Source organism: Pseudoduganella sp. LjRoot289 (assembly GCF_964252925.1).
Classification (GTDB): domain Bacteria; phylum Pseudomonadota; class Gammaproteobacteria; order Burkholderiales; family Burkholderiaceae_D; genus Rugamonas.
The window spans coordinates 4,394,506-4,409,153 of the sequence record NZ_CAXUPN020000001.1; the positions used below are offsets into that span (position 1 = coordinate 4,394,506).

The 14,648-nt window shown below is 64.8% G+C and carries 14 protein-coding genes; 9 read left to right on the top strand and 5 right to left on the bottom strand.

What is annotated here, in order from left to right; genetic code table 11:
• Positions 1 to 3: 3 nt before the first annotated feature.
• The 3 genes from ACSQ8Y_RS18710 to ACSQ8Y_RS18720 all read left to right on the top strand — a co-directional run bounded on the left by ACSQ8Y_RS18710 (position 4) and on the right by ACSQ8Y_RS18720 (position 3,123).
• A complete protein-coding gene (locus ACSQ8Y_RS18710) occupies positions 4 to 582 on the top strand; it encodes a GNAT family N-acetyltransferase (protein ID WP_436267939.1) in 579 nt (192 codons plus the stop codon).
• Positions 583 to 837: 255 nt separating this feature from the next.
• Positions 838 to 2,121 (top strand): dicarboxylate/amino acid:cation symporter, encoded by a 1,284-nt coding sequence (locus ACSQ8Y_RS18715; RefSeq protein WP_436267940.1) that lies wholly within the window; start codon positions 838 to 840, stop codon positions 2,119 to 2,121.
• Positions 2,122 to 2,241: 120 nt separating this feature from the next.
• Positions 2,242 to 3,123, top strand: coding sequence for an amino acid ABC transporter substrate-binding protein (locus ACSQ8Y_RS18720; protein WP_436267941.1), 882 nt, complete (start codon positions 2,242 to 2,244; stop codon positions 3,121 to 3,123).
• A 101-nt stretch (positions 3,124 to 3,224) separates the two neighbouring features.
• Here the strand turns inward: ACSQ8Y_RS18720 and ACSQ8Y_RS18725 are convergent, their stop codons facing one another.
• The 3 genes from ACSQ8Y_RS18725 to ACSQ8Y_RS18735 all read right to left on the bottom strand — a co-directional run bounded on the left by ACSQ8Y_RS18725 (position 3,225) and on the right by ACSQ8Y_RS18735 (position 6,710).
• Entirely contained in the window at positions 3,225 to 4,217 is a 993-nt protein-coding gene (locus ACSQ8Y_RS18725; RefSeq protein ID WP_436267942.1) for a porin, read from the bottom strand.
• Positions 4,218 to 4,285: 68 nt separating this feature from the next.
• A complete protein-coding gene (locus ACSQ8Y_RS18730; protein WP_436267943.1) occupies positions 4,286 to 5,701 on the bottom strand; it encodes an aspartate ammonia-lyase in 1,416 nt (471 codons plus the stop codon).
• A 118-nt stretch (positions 5,702 to 5,819) separates the two neighbouring features.
• Positions 5,820 to 6,710 carry a LysR substrate-binding domain-containing protein gene (locus ACSQ8Y_RS18735; protein WP_436267944.1) on the bottom strand — a complete coding sequence of 297 codons (891 nt, stop codon included), beginning with the start codon at positions 6,708 to 6,710 and terminating at the stop codon, positions 5,820 to 5,822.
• A gap of 147 nt (positions 6,711 to 6,857) precedes the next feature.
• Between ACSQ8Y_RS18735 and ACSQ8Y_RS18740 the strand changes: the two genes are divergently transcribed.
• The 4 genes from ACSQ8Y_RS18740 to ACSQ8Y_RS18755 all read left to right on the top strand — a co-directional run bounded on the left by ACSQ8Y_RS18740 (position 6,858) and on the right by ACSQ8Y_RS18755 (position 10,403).
• Positions 6,858 to 8,315, top strand: a complete 1,458-nt coding sequence (locus ACSQ8Y_RS18740; RefSeq protein WP_436267945.1) for an aspartate/glutamate racemase family protein — start codon at positions 6,858 to 6,860, stop codon at positions 8,313 to 8,315.
• Between the two features lie 126 nt (positions 8,316 to 8,441).
• Positions 8,442 to 8,717, top strand: coding sequence for a hypothetical protein (locus tag ACSQ8Y_RS18745; RefSeq protein ID WP_436267946.1), 276 nt, complete (start codon positions 8,442 to 8,444; stop codon positions 8,715 to 8,717).
• 1 nt (position 8,718) lies between these two features.
• The gene (locus tag ACSQ8Y_RS18750) at positions 8,719 to 9,645 is read left to right on the top strand and encodes a sensor histidine kinase (protein WP_436267947.1); all 927 of its coding nucleotides are present in this window, start codon (positions 8,719 to 8,721) and stop codon (positions 9,643 to 9,645) included.
• Positions 9,645 to 10,403 (top strand): LytR/AlgR family response regulator transcription factor, encoded by a 759-nt coding sequence (locus tag ACSQ8Y_RS18755; protein WP_436267948.1) that lies wholly within the window; start codon positions 9,645 to 9,647, stop codon positions 10,401 to 10,403. Before ACSQ8Y_RS18750 ends, ACSQ8Y_RS18755 begins: the two co-directional genes overlap by 1 nt.
• 45 nt (positions 10,404 to 10,448) lie before the next feature.
• Here ACSQ8Y_RS18755 and ACSQ8Y_RS18760 read toward each other — a convergent pair whose 3' ends face one another.
• Positions 10,449 to 11,456 carry a DUF6396 domain-containing protein gene (locus tag ACSQ8Y_RS18760; protein WP_436267949.1) on the bottom strand — a complete coding sequence of 336 codons (1,008 nt, stop codon included), beginning with the start codon at positions 11,454 to 11,456 and terminating at the stop codon, positions 10,449 to 10,451.
• Positions 11,457 to 11,470: 14 nt separating this feature from the next.
• Positions 11,471 to 13,423, bottom strand: coding sequence for a phospholipase D-like domain-containing protein (locus ACSQ8Y_RS18765; RefSeq protein ID WP_436267950.1), 1,953 nt, complete (start codon positions 13,421 to 13,423; stop codon positions 11,471 to 11,473).
• Positions 13,424 to 13,770: 347 nt separating this feature from the next.
• Here ACSQ8Y_RS18765 and ACSQ8Y_RS18770 point away from each other — a divergent pair, with 347 nt between their 5' ends.
• Both ACSQ8Y_RS18770 and ACSQ8Y_RS18775 read left to right on the top strand, forming a co-directional pair.
• Positions 13,771 to 14,202, top strand: coding sequence for a VOC family protein (locus tag ACSQ8Y_RS18770; protein ID WP_436267951.1), 432 nt, complete (start codon positions 13,771 to 13,773; stop codon positions 14,200 to 14,202).
• Positions 14,199 to 14,591, top strand: coding sequence for a YybH family protein (locus tag ACSQ8Y_RS18775; RefSeq protein WP_436267952.1), 393 nt, complete (start codon positions 14,199 to 14,201; stop codon positions 14,589 to 14,591). The genes ACSQ8Y_RS18770 and ACSQ8Y_RS18775 overlap by 4 nt, the downstream gene beginning before the upstream one ends.
• Positions 14,592 to 14,648 lie beyond the last annotated feature (57 nt).

Sequence of the window (14,648 nt, forward strand, 5' to 3'; positions counted from 1 at the left end):
AAAATGACAAGTTTTCCCGACACCAAGCTCCGGACCGAGCGCCTGGCGCTGCGTTTCCTCACCGAGGACGACGCCGCCGCCCTGTACACCATCTATTCCGATCCCGAGGCCATGCGCTACTGGAGTTCGCCACCCTGGAGCGACATGGTCCAGGCCCACGCCCACATCGGCATGACGCAGGCCGGCTACGAGGACGGCAGCATCTTCACGCTGGGCATCACCCTGGCCGGCGATGACAAGCAGTCCGGCGAGCTGATCGGCGTATGCCGGCTGCACCATTTCGACCGCCAGAACCGCCGCTGCGAGATGGGCTACATGCTGTCGCGCGCGCATTGGGGCAAGGGCTATATGCGCGAAGCGATGGCCGCCACCATCGCCCATGCGATGCAAGCGTTCGACCTGCACCGCATCGAAGCCGACGTCGACCCGCGCAACACCGCCTCGGCCACGCTGCTCAAGCGCCTGCATTTCGTGCAGGAAGGCCACCTGCGCCAGCGCTGGATCGTCGACGGCGAGATCTGCGACACCGACTTCTTCGGCCTGCTGCGCGCCGACTGGGATGCCGCCGGTCCCCAGCTATAGCCGGACAGCTCGCCTGCACTCCTCCGGCCCGTCCTCCTTCCCTTCCTTCCCCTTTCCTTCCTGCCCCCTCCCGCGCGTGCGCGCGCGGGCCATGCGCTTTCGGAATAGCTGTATGCCGAAGCCGCATGGATGCCCGGCCTCGCCCGCCTACACTCCAAGCTTCCCCGAAGACATGCCGTAGAGCCATTCTGCGCACCGCGTCCCGGGGGATAGAGCAGCTAAAAACAATCAAGTCGTTCATTGGAGGAGTTCAGCATGAGAAACATCAAACTAACCACCTGGATCATGGCCGGCATGGCCCTGGGGATCGCGGTGGGCGCCGTCTGCCACGGACAGGCGGCCTCCCCCGCCGCCGCCAAGGAGATCGCCGGCTATTTCAACCTGGTCACCGATATCTTCCTGCGCCTGATCAAAATGATCATCGCGCCGCTGGTGTTCGCAACACTGGTGTCGGGCATTGCCGGCATGAGCGACGGCAAGGCGCTGGGACGCATAGGCTTGAAGGCCTTCGCCTGGTTTCTCACGGCCTCCTTCATTTCGCTGTCGCTCGGGCTGCTGTTCTCCAACCTGCTGCAGCCGGGCCAGTCGCTCGGGCTGCCGCTGCCGGAACTGGGCGCGGCGACCAAGCTGAGCACGGCCAACTTCAGCCTCAAGGACTTCATCACCCACCTGGTGCCGAAAAGCTTCTTCGAGGCGATGGCCACCAATGCGATACTGCAGATCCTGGTGTTTTCCCTGTTCTTCGGCTGCGCCGTGGCAGCGGCGCGGCCGGGCGCCGCCGCCACCGTGATCAAACTCACCGACGAGGTGGCCCACATCATGCTCACGCTGACGGGCTATGTGATGCGCTTCGCGCCGCTCGGCGTGTTCGCCGCCGTGGCGTCGGCCATCACGGTGCAGGGTTTCGACGCGCTGGCCACTTACGGCAAGTTGCTCGGCAGCTTTTTCCTGGCCATCGCCGCGCTGTGGGTAGTGCTCATCGGCGCCGGCTTCGCCTTCCTGGGGCCGCGCGCCTTCACGCTGGTGAAGCTGCTGCGCGAACCCATCATGCTCGGTTTCTCCACTGCCAGCAGCGAATCGGCCTATCCCAAGCTGATGGAACAGCTGGAAAAATTCGGCGTCAGCGGCAAGATCACCGGCTTCGTGCTGCCGCTGGGCTACTCGTTCAACCTGGATGGCTCCATGATGTACCAGGCCTTCGCGGCACTGTTCATCGCCCAGGCCTACAACATCGACATGTCGCTGGGCCAGCAGATGACCATGCTGCTGGTGCTGATGGTCAGCAGCAAAGGCATGGCCGGCGTGCCGCGCGGCTCGCTGGTGGTCGTGGCGGCTGTGCTGCCCATGTTCGGCCTGCCCGAGGCCGGCCTGCTGCTGATCATGGGCATAGACCAGATCCTCGACATGGCGCGCACCGGCACCAACGTGCTCGGCAATGGGATAGCCACTGCCGTTGTGGCACAATGGGAAGACCTGGACGGCCAGCCCGGGGCCACCAGCCCGCGGCCGATGGCCGCCACGCCGCTCGCTTCCAGTTGAGCGCGCTGCGCGCGCCGGCAACCGCCGGCGCGTCGCATCCAATGCCGGCAACCCGCCGGCGTCGTACCCGATTCCGGCGAGCCCAGGCCGCCGGCGCCTTCCCACCTCCGGAGTTACATCATGCTCATACTAAAAAAAATATCGCTGGCCACCGCCATGTGCCTCGTGGCGGCCCTGCCCTGCCACGCCGAGGACTTGACAGGCACCCTGCAGAAAATCAAGACCAGCGGCGCGATCACGGTCGGCTACCGGTCGGCGTCCGTGCCGTTTTCCACGCGCGAAGGCGCGGCCGCCCCGGCCGGCTACACGCAGGACCTGTGTGCGCGCATCATCGACAACGTCCGCAAGGAACTGGCGCTGCCCGACATCAAGGTCAGCTATGTGGAAGTGAAGTCCAGCGACCGCATCCAGAAGCTGCTGGACGGCGAGGTCGACCTCGAGTGCGGCTCCACCACCAACACGCGCGACCGCTCGGCGCAGGTGACCTTTTCCAATACCATCTTCGTCACCTCCAGCCGCATCCTGACGCTCGCCGCCTCCCCCATCAAGGGCGTCGAAGGCCTGAAGGGCCAGCGCGTGGCCATCGCCCAGGGCGCCAGCGTGGCGCCGCTGCTCAGCAAGATCGACCTGGCCCAGGGCCTCAATATCCAGTATGTGCGGGTAAAGGACTTTACGGAAGGCTTCAAGGCGCTGGAGGGCGGCCGGGTGGCGGCCTTTGTCAGCGACGACATCCAGTTTGCGCAGTACATCGCCAGGTCCAGCCGGCCGCAGGACTATGCGGTGGTGGGCGAGCCGATCTCGGTCGACCCGCTGGGCATCATGATGAGAAAGCAGGATACGCGGCTGCACGCCATCGCCAACAAGACCCTGGCGGACCTGGTCTCGAGCGGCGAGTTCGAGCGTAACTACACCAAGTGGTTTGTGACGCCCACGCTGAAGTTCCCGATGGGCGAAGCGCTGAAGAAGCTGTTGAAGGCGCCGAACAACCAGGCCAATTACTGAGCCTGATACTGAGGCTGATACTGATACTGATACTGAGGCTGGCACTGGGCCCGGCTCCATGACAGCGGCCCGCATGCGGGCCGCTGTTTTTTTTTCGCCCTTTAGAACGTGTGGCGCACGCCCAGGTTGAAGGCGGTGTCGCCCGACCCGGCATCCGTGCCGTTGCCGACACGGAAGGCGGCGCCGTTGCGGTTGTCGATATGGCCGCGGGCGGCGTACAGGTCGCTGCGTCTGGACAGGCCGTACAGATAGGCCAGCGCCCATTGGCGCGCATCGCGCCCGGCGGGCGTGCCGTCGCGGTGCACGATCACGGAAGCGAGCACCTTGTGGGCGCCCAGCGGCACAGTCAGCCCGAGCAGGGTGTCGCGGCTGTCGCTGCCGGCCAGACCCTGGTTGCGGGCGTGCGCCAGGCTGGCCAGCGCGACGCCGAGATCGTACTTCACCGCCAGCAGCGTGTTGCCGGCGTGGTCGCTGGCGGCGGCGTTCTCGCGCCTATGGTGCACCAGGTGGGCGCCGAAGCGGCCGCTGGTATAGGCCAGGCCCGCCCCCACGCTGCGGTTGCGCGCGCTGCCGCCCGGCGTTTCACCCGCCCCGTAGGCAATGTCGGCCGACCAGCCCAGGTAGCGCGGGCTCTGGTATTCCACCATATTGTCGACCCGCGTGTTGCCGGCCATGATGTTGAGCGAATTGCCCGCCAGCCCGATGCCGAAGGGGTCGGCCGCATCGCGCATCACCTTGTAGTACGGCGAATACTGCCGCCCCATGGACACAGCGCCGGCCGCGCCGGACAAGCCCGCAAAAGCCTGGCGTCCAAACAGCAGCCCGCCCTGGCCGGCCGTGCCGGTGTCGATGTTGTAGCCGTTCTCCAGCTGGAAGAAGGCGGCCATGCCGCCGCCCAGGTCCTCTTTCCCCTTGAAACCGATACGGTTGCCCGAGGCGACGCCGCTGCTGAGCGCCTTGACGCGGCCGGCGCTGCCGCCGCTTTCGTAGACCAGGCCGGCATCGGCGACGCCGTACAGCACGACGCTGGACTGCGCATGGGCGTACGGGATGGCGCCGGCCAGCAGGGCTGCGGCGATGATGGGGGACTTCATGTTTTCTCTCCTGGTTGTTGTGTGTACGCGGCGCTCGATGACCGGCGGTGGCGCCGCGCGGGCGGAACTCAAGCGGCGGCGACGGGCCGCGGCCGGGTCAGGCTGGCCGGCTGCAGCACCCGCTCGAGCTCGCTGGGGCTGAGCAGGTCGAGTTCGAGCACCAGCTGGCGCACGCCGCGTCCGCTGGCCAGCGCGTCCTGCGCCAGCCTGGTGGCGGCCTCGTAGCCGATGAAGGGGTTGAGCGCGGTGGCCAGGCCGATCGAGTTGTCCACCTGCGCCTGCAGGTGCCCGGCGTTGGCGCTGATGCCGTCGACGCAGCGGCTGGCCAGCACGCGGCAGCCGGCGTCCAGGTGGGCGATGCTGTTGAACAGCGCATAGGCGATGATGGGTTCGAAGGCGTTCAGCTGCAGCTGCCCGCCCTCGGCCGCGAAGCTGATGGTGACGTCGTTGCCCAGCACTTCGAAGGCGATCTGGTTGACCACTTCCGGAATCACGGGATTGACCTTGCCGGGCATGATGCTGGAGCCGGCCTGCATCGGCGGCAGCCTGATTTCGCCCAGGCCCGCGCGCGGACCGCTCGACAGCAGGCGCAGGTCGTTGCAGATCTTGGACAGCTTGAGCGCCGCCCGCTTGAGCACGCCGGACAGCTGGACGAAGGCGCCCACGTCCTGCGTGGCCGCGATCAGGTCGGGCGCCGTGGTCAGCGTCACGCCGCTCAGTCCGGACAAGGCGCGGCGCACCAGCGAGGCGTACTCCGGATGGCAGTTGATGCCGGTGCCGATGGCGGTCGCCCCCAGGTTGATCTCGCCCAGCAGCGCGGCGGCCTCGGCCAGCCTGGCCTGGTCGTCCGCCAGCATCACGGCGTAGCTGCGGAACTCCTGGCCCAGCGTCATCGGCACCGCGTCCTGCAGCTGGGTGCGGCCCATCTTCATCACGCCGGCGAATTCGTCCGCCTTGGCGCTGAACGAGCACCGCAACTGCTCCATGGCTGCCAGAAGGCGCTGCGCCCCGGCGTGGGCCGCCAGCCGCAGCGCAGTCGGGTAGACGTCGTTGGTGCTCTGGCCCAGGTTGACGTGCTCGTTGGGATGCAAGGCGTGGTAGGCGCCGCGCGGCTGCCCCAGCAACTCGAGCGCCCGGTTGGCGATGACCTCGTTGGCGTTCATATTGGTCGACGTGCCGGCTCCGCCCTGTATCATGTCGACCACGAACTCGCCGTGCAGCCGGCCGTCGCGTATCTCCTGGCAGGCGGCGACGATGGCGGCGGCCAAGTCCCCGTCCAGCAAGCCCAGCTGCCGATTGGCGACCGCCGCCGCCTGCTTGACGGTGGCGAGCGCCACGATCAGATCCGGGTGGCGGCCGATGGGGGTGCCGCTGATGGGGAAGTTTTCAACGGCGCGCAGGGTGTGGATGCCGTAGTAGGCATGCTGCGGTATGGCGCGCTCGCCGAGCAGGTCGTGCTCGGTCCGGTGTTCAGTGGATGGCATGCTGGGTCCTTGTAGAATGAGGCGTCGGAAGATCGACGGCTTCATTCTAGGGACCGGCCTGGACCTGCCTATTCGGATCCCGCATAGATTGATGCGTCGCAGGAATCCGGCCGCGGCCTCATCGCAGCCTGTCCCACAGCTCGTCGAGCATGGGTTTGCGGCGGCCGATGGCGCGGAACAGGCGGATCTCCAGCCGCATGGTCCATTGCTCCCCGCCGGCGCGCACCAGCTTGCCCTCGGCCAGCTCGCGCGCGATGCAGCTCTCCGGCAGCCAGGCCAGCCCGTGCCCGGACAACGCCATGGTCTTCAGCAATTCGGCCAGGTCGCTCTCGTAGCAATTGCGCAGGCAAGCCGGCGCGGCGGCGCGGCTCTGGATGCGCTGCACCACGCGGCCGAAATACGAGGTCGCCGTGTAGGCCAGGTAGGGCAAGGGCGCCGCCTTGCCGCCGGGCAGGGAGAAAGCGGGCGAGCCGGCCCGGTTCGGGACCGACACGGGCATCACCGTTTCGTCGCCAAGGTGCAGGCAGTCGAAGCGCTGCGCGTCCAGCTCGATGGGCAGTTCGGCGTGGTGGTAGCACAGCAGCAAATCGCAGTTGCCCTCCACCAGCGACAGCACCGAATCATGGATATTGGCCGGCAGGATGCGCGCGCGCAGCGGCCCGTGCCGGGATTGCACCGAATGCAGCCAGCTCGGAAAGAAGTTCAGCGCCAGCGCGTGGCCGGCGGCCACCCGCAGCACCTGGTCGCTGGTCTCCTGCACGCGCAGCACGGCGCGTGTGTCGTTCAGCAGGCGCATCGCCTCGGCGGCGGCCACGCCGAACATTTTGCCGGCCGGCGTGAGCACCAGGGGATAGGTGCTGCGGTCGACCAGGTCGGCGCCCACCCATGCCTCCAGCGACTGGATGCGCCTGCTCAGCGCGGACTGGGTCACGCTGCGTTCGTCCGCCGAGCGCGAAAAATTGCGCGTCTGCGCCAGGCTTAAAAAATCTTCCAGCCATTTGATGTCCATCCGTCTGCCTCCCTGTTGCTGACGCTAGTGTATGGCCCCGCCTCCCGGGCCATATGCCGTAAATGCATAAAGCCATGGCGAACTTGCATAAGGTCCGCGGCCGAAATCCGATATCGTCGTACCCACCCCAGCCTCAAGGAATCCGCCATGACACCCCACACCGCCCCGCGCCACCTTGCCATCATCGGCGGACTCGGGCAGCTCGCCGGCGCCGACCTGTACGGCAAGCTGGTCAAGACCCTGGCCGAGCGCGGCGCCACGGAGCGCTATCGCCTGACCTTCGAACAGCGCCGCTACGACCGCGGCGCCGGCACCGGCGCCGAACCGGCCCGGATAGGCGGGCGCAAGCTGTATCTCTACGATAGCATGGCGCGGCTCGAGCAATGCCAGGCCGATGGGGTGCTGCTGCCGTGTTTCATCAGCCACACCTTCCTGGACGAGTTGCAGGCCGAGCTGCAGGTGCCCATGCTGAACATGATGACCGCGCTGGCGCGCCACCTCGGCGACGGCGGCGGGCCGCGCAAGCTGGGCGTGCTGTGCACCGGCTACGTGCAGAAGAGAAAATTGTTCGAGCAGCATTTTCCCGCCGACACCCTGCTGTATCCCTCGGAGGAAATCCACGCCCGATGCATCTCGCCGGCGATGTACGGCGGCGACGGCGTGCTGGCCGGCCATGCCGGCGGTGCCGCGCTGGACCGGCTGCACCGGGCCTGCGCAGACCTGCTGGCGCAAGGGGCGCAGCTCATCGTTCCCGGCGCCAGCGAAATCGCGGTGCTGGCCGGGGCGCTGCGCCAGCGCGGCCTGCCCGTCGTCGACAGCCACCAGGTGTACGTGGACTACGCCCTGGCGCACCGGGAAACCCAGCGCGCCCCGGCGTTCAAACTGGGCATTGTCGGCGGCATCGGACCGGCCGCCACCGTCGACTTCATGCACAAGATCGTCCGCAACACCAGCGCCGAGCGCGACCAGGACCACATCCGCCTGATCGTCGACCACAATCCGCAGATACCGGACCGCACCGCCAACCTGGTCGGCGCCGGGAGCGACCCCACCCTCGCGCTCTACTCGGCCTGCAAGCGGCTGGAGGCGAACGGCGCGGCCCTCATCGCCATGCCCTGCAATACGGCGCACGCCTATGTGGCGCGCCTGCAGTCCGGCCTGTCCGTGCCCATCGTGAACATGCTGTCCGAGACCGTGCGCCACATCGGCGAACATTGCGCCGGCCATGCCACGGTCGGCCTGCTGGCCACCACGGGCACCGTCGACAGCCGGGTCTACCACGAGGCCGCGCGCGGCGGCGCCTTCGAGTTGATCGTGCCGGATCCGGCGCACCAGGCGCTGGTGATGGAGGCCATCTATGGCAAACAAGGCATCAAGGCCGGCTACGTCGACGGCGCATGCAGGGAAGCGCTGCTGCAAGCGCTGTCCCATCTGGCGGCGCGCGGCGCCACGGTGGCCATCCTCGGCTGCACCGAACTGCCCCTGCTGCTGCCCGAGCACCGGGCCTACGCCGTAGGCGGCCGCACGGTCGTGCTGCTCGACCCCACCGCCATCCTGGCGCGCCGGTGCGTCGCCCTGTCGGCCGAGGCGGGCCGGCCGGCATAGGAAAGCTGCGCAGTTCGCCTCCCGCTGCGCGCAGCTTATCCCGCCGAATTGCCGCTTCGTCGGAAACCGGGTGCGCCGCCGGGCACGGATCGCTACAGTGGGATCATCGACACAACGGAGGACCCCATGAAAACCATCAACCGCTCTATCGGCGACGTATTCCGCGAAGTAGGCCGCGCAACCCAGCAGGTTACCCGCTCCTTCATGCGCGCGCTGTCCCGCATGTCCTGGCCGGCGCTGCTGGCCAGCTGTATCATGATGGCGCTGCTGCTGACCATCTTGCCGCTGGCGCTGACCCTGTTCGCCGTGTTCCTGCTGCTCAAGGTCGCCATCGCCATCATCGCCGGCTACAACGTCAGCAAGCGCACCCACGAACACGCACCAGAGCACAAGGAACACTGAAATGGCATTCAGCCGCACCAGGAAAGGCACCCGCAACCTGTTCGCCTTCATCGGCGAAGTGGGCGAAACGGCCCGCACGCTGTGGTGGAACTTCTTTGACTGGCTGGCCCGGATTGAATGGCGACAGCTGGCCATCATCGCCGTGCTGGCGCTGACGCTGAGCGCGCCCTTCCGCCTCGGCGAATCGGTCTCGATGTTCATCGTCTTCTCGGTCGGCCTGAAAGTACTGGCGGGCGGCAAGCGCCGCGCCGAAAGCGAAGCGCGCATGGCCGAGCAGCAGGCCGGCACGGAAACGCTGGAACGCCGCCTGGTGGAGGCGCAGATGGCCGCGCTGCAGGCGCAAGTGGAACCGCACTTCCTGTTCAACACGCTGGCCCTGATCGGCCAGCTGATCGAAACCGACCCGCCGCAAGCGGCCAAGATCCATGCCCACCTGATCGATTACCTGCGCGCCACCCTGCCGCAGATGCGCGCCAAGGGCAACGGCACGCTGGGGCGGCAGATCGAACTGTCGCGCGCCTACCTCGCCATCATGCAGGCCCGCATGCGCGAACGCCTGGCTGTCTCGATCGACGTGGCGCCCGACCTGCTGAGTGCGTCGTTCCCGCCGATGATGCTGCAAACGCTGATCGAGAACGCCATCAAGCACGGCCTGGAGCCCAAGGTGGCTGGCGGGCGCATCGACATCCGCGCCAGCGCCAGCAGCACCGCCGCCGGCAACGTGCTGCAGCTCGAAGTGCAGGACGACGGCGTCGGCTTCGACGTGCACGCAGGAGACGGGCTCGGCCTGACCAATATCCGCGAACGCCTGCGCCTGTTGTATGGCAGCCGCGCCCAGCTCATCATTGAAGCGCCGCTGGACGGCGGCGCCCGCGCCATCGTCCGCATGCCCTTCGCCCCCGACATCTTTGCTGGAAGCAAACTGTAATGAAGACTCCCACCGCCCTCATCGCCGACGACGAAGAACCGATGCGCCAGCTGCTGCGCGCGCGCCTGCAGGAAGCGTGGCCGCAGTTGCAGATCGTGGCCGAGGCCGCCAACGGCGTGGAGGCCATCGCGCTGACCGGCCTGCACCAGCCCGACATCGTCTTCCTCGACATCCGCATGCCCGGCCTGTCCGGCATCGAAGCGGCGCGCATGCTGTTCAACCGCTGCCACATCGTGTTCGTCACGGCCTACGACCAGTACGCGATCGAGGCCTTCGAGCAGGGCGCGCTGGACTACCTGCTGAAGCCGGCCGGCGGCGAGCGCCTGAAGACCACCTGCGAGCGCCTGCAAGCGCGCCTGGGCACATCGCCCGACAACATCGAGCGCCAGCTGACGCAGCTGCTGCAGCACACGACCCGGCACAAGCCGCAGGAACACCTGAAATGGATACAGGCCCAGGTCGGCAACAGCCTGCGCATGATCAGCACGCGCGAAGTGCTGTTCTTCCAGGCCGACGAGAAATACACGCGGGTGCAGACGCTGGAAGGCGAAGTGCTGATCCGCAAAACGCTGAAGGAACTCGAGGACGAGCTGGACCCGAAAGAGTTCTGGCGCATCCACCGCTCCACTTTGGTGCGGGTGGACGCGATCGCCGAAGTCAAGCGCGACCTGCGCGGACGGCAGATGGTCCGCGTGCGCAATTCCGATGAAGAATTAGAGGTTAGCCGCGGCAACACCCATCTGTTCCAGCAGATGTAGGCTGGCCGGCCGGACGCCGCGATCTGCATAGACGCCCTTGGATCGTCAATACGTGGGCGGCCCCGATAGCTCCGGATCCATCGTATGCTCAACACCATGCCACTCTGGCAATTCGGCTGGCGGCAAGGGTAAAACCGAATCAAGTCCGCCAAATTTGAGATCCGGGTTAAGATTCAGCGCTTCGTCGATTTCCCTGTAACGGCGATACCGCTCAAGGTCTTCTCCAAGCCCGAGCGGCGTAAGAACTCTCTTTTGGATGCTCGATTCAGCCCCCGCTCCAAATGCCAATAAAAGAAACGCCGCACTCTCCTTGCTGCCAAATTTCACGCCATCCTGATGGAGGCGTAGTGTATCCATATACCTTTCCTCAATAAGCGCATTCCTGCCAAGCAGAGTCGCAGCGGGGCCATGTCCTTGCTCGTAGGCGCATCGCACCATCTGTTCCTGTGCGTCCCTTCGTCCCGCCTCGCCATAGGCTTCGGCCAGAGCCATTTGGGCGTCGGGGCTTCCCAACTGGGCTGCTCTCAAGTAATACGCCCAAGACATGTCCAAGTCGTAGTACGCGCCACCATACCCGTACTGATGCGCGACTCCCAAGTCGTAGTATCCCCAGGGTTGCCCAGCTTCGACCGCCATGCGCGCGATGGCAACCGCCTTGTCCCCGTCCTTATCGAGAACCTTGTTCTTTGGCATGGGTCCCAGCCCGCGCAGATAGAAATGCGCCAGCAAGGCACGCGCTCCCCAATCTCCTTTGTCAGCCCCAGTTCTCACGTCAGCCAGTATTTGCAGCAGTTCGGCCTTGGTAAACTGCCATTCAATTTTGCTGCGCCACCGTTTTCGGGCCTCGATATAGACGCGATATGCTTCGGGGTCTCGCACCTTGGGCATATGGGCCGTCCAACGGCCGCACGCAGGAACGGGGCCGGTTACGTCAAATCGTGACAGTCCTAGAGGAATTGCGTGCATGGCTTTGTACCTTAAATGGTCAATATAAGAGTAAGTACTTACCGAGATTGCAAAGATCATTAGGGCTAGCGCGCCCCAGCGCTTCAATCTCTTCTCCATCGCTACACAACCGGTTTGCCGGGTTTACGATCAACGTGGAATCTCAGCACCTGTCCCTCCAACACCTTACCCTGCGACTTTCTGCTGGAATTTTCCTGCATGGTGTCCTGCCAAGACTTGAAAGTTAAGGCCATATTTGAGAATTGCTCGGGGCCAGTCTGGCCAGTACATTGACGAAACAGATCGCAGCGCAACTTGTATGCGACATCCATGGCCTCGCTCAGCACATTGAGTTCGCTGTCCAGCGCCATGCTGCGAAGATTGAGGTTCGCCGAACCCATAGTGAAGGCTGCGTCGTCGACGATGGCCACTTTGGCGTGGATGTATATTTCTTCGTACTCGTCAGCCCCGAGCCCCCCGACCTTAGGTGGTCGGGCACAGGTCCAAAGGGACCCCATGACAACATTGATGCCCGATTTGGCTAATTCCTCCGGCGCGGCTGGCCTCGCCGCTTTGCCCTTCTTCGCACGCTCCAAGGCTTCGTTGTGTTCGACCACCATCGTCTCGCTCTGCCCCACTTTGCTGGCCACGTCATAAGTCGGCTGGTCCATACCGTCGCTCTCGGGCGTCGAGGTCAGGATGAAGACGTATATCGGCTTCAAATACCCGGCGTCGCGCAGCCGCTGCACGCATTCCTTCAGGTGCTCCGCCCAAGGTTCGTACTGGATGTATTGGTTCTGGATGAAGATGTAGTGCTGCATCTGCCGCGTCAGGTTGGCGTAGCATTCCTTGATCGTCTTTTCGCCATGCAATGGCTGTGTGCGCAGCAGTTGAACGCTGTGCTGCCCACGCGCCAGCTTGAACAAGGACGCTGGCATCGTACTGCGCCCCTGGAAAAAATCCGGTTCCGGCCTGGCAGCGATCCGCTGCACGACTGCCTGGGAAATCGTCTGCGCCAACGTCACTCCCGGTGCGACCAATGGCGCCAGTTCAGCCAGCAACGACTCGGGCCGCTCCGACTCCGTCCACGCCTGGCAGAAATTGTGATTCAGATCCCACAGCACCGGCCCGCGCAACCGGCACGACACATCCTGATAAGGCTTCGCAACCCAACTGTCCCTGTCCAGGTAAGCCTGCACTGCGCGCTGCTTTCGATCGATCTCGTCGCCTGTCGGCTGGTAGCCGGGAACGTAGGCGCCCGTGCTGGATGCGATGTTCGGCCCCTGCCTCCATGCTTTCGACGGATCTGCTTTATGGAAGCGCTCGCGGCGCGGATCGCGGAACAAGTGCGCCTCGGTGTCCCAGAAATCGGTGACGAAGTTGTGCCCCATCACATAGCCAACGGCTTTCGGAGGGTCCACGTAATCGATCAGTATCATCTTTTGGTGGTGGGTGGCGTAGACCTTGCCAGCGAAAGCGGCCGCACTACCCGGGGAAGCTTCGCCGGACAGCGATTGCCTGAGAAAACTCACCGGCACTTTTCGGACCCGGAACTCGATATTGGTCAAGCCGTTGGAGCACGCCTTGTCAAACCATTCAGCGTTGTAGTACTGATGGTCTTCGCTGTAGTAGCCGGTCCGACAACATCCAATCGCCGGAAACTGCAAACCGTAATAACCAGGTACGTTCTTCATCAATAGCTGTGCCACGACATCGTCATGCCAAACCACAATACGAACCTTCACCGGATGATGCTCGCGGCTTGCAATCTCCTGCAATAAGTCTCCCACGCGCTGTCCGGCCTGGGCGGCGGCGCCGCGTACCAGCACCATGCCAGGATCGAAACCCCAACTGATGATGTCGATGCAGCGTCTGGCGTCGCGAATGTCCTGTTCAAGCCGGCGAAACACATGCTCGCCGCAGATCAACGGTTCCAGTTCGCAGCCGTGGCGCGGGCCATAAACCTCCTGCGGCGTACGCACCCACCACGGCAAAGACAGCGATTGGTAGGGGCCCATATTCCGGTTGTAGCCCAGTTTTTGCTGATAGAGCTTAGCGTGGTCATTCATGCTCATGGCTGCAACTCCGGTCTTTGATAGTGTGTTTCCGCGCAAGAACACCTATTATTCACGGCCAGCCAGACGCCGATTTGCGCTGGCACAAGCTCTGATCAAGACGGCAAAACCAAGTCCATCCGAAAGTGGCAAAGGCAGAATGGATGCCCATTGCCGGCGTTGACAGGCCGACCTATGCCAAAGAACCGGACGACGATATTTTCAGCTTTGTACGGGCCGGCTCCGCCGCATGAACACTGGCCTCCCGCACTGCAACAGCTTGCTCCGCCCTCCCCGCTGGACTATATTGTTTGAACTCGACGCATAAACAGAGATCGAACGCTACCACACCACAAAGGGGGAGCAGCATGTCCAGCATACCGAAGAACACCCGCGCCACCATCACGCCCTGCCTGCGCTACCGCGACGCGCCCGCTGCAATCGACTGGCTTTGCCGCACTTTAGGTTTCGAGAGATCACTGGTTGTTCCCAACGAGGATGGCAGCATCGCGCACGCCCAGCTCTCGTACGGCAACGGCATGATCATGCTCAGTTCGATCTTCGACACCGAGTTCGGCAAGCTGATGACGCAGCCGTCCGACACCGGCATGAAGGTCACGCAAAGCTGCTACCTGATCGTCAACGATGCGGACCAGGTGCATGCGCGCGCGGTCGATGCCGGTGCGCCCATTATCATGCCGCTGCAGGACGAGGAGTATGGCGGACGCGGCTTCACCTGCCGCGACCCCGAGGGGCAGTTGTGGAGCGTGGGCACTTACGACCCCTGGAACACGCGATGAACGATGAGACGGCAATCCGGCGCCTGATCGCCACCTGGCTGGAAGCGACGCGTGAAGGCGACGTCGACAGGTTGCTGACCTTGATGACGCCGGACGTGGTGTTCCTGGTGGCCGGCCAGCCGCCCATGCACGGCCGCGACGGTTTCGCCGCCGGCCTGCGCGCCATCCTGGCCACGCACCGCATCGAGTCCGACAGCACGGTGGACGAAGTGGAAGTGCGCGGCGACATGGCTTGGTGCCGCACCACGCTGGAAGTGCGCGTCGTGCCGCTGGCCGACGGCGGCCAGGGCATGCGCCGCGCTGGGCACACGCTGTCCATCCTGCGCAGGAACGACAGCGGCGTTTGGCAGCTCGCGCGCGACGCGAACATGCTGGCGCCTGTCGCCTAGCTGCCGCCGCAGGAACCCATAGGCCGCCAACAAGTACACAGCGCATGGGTCCCCGCA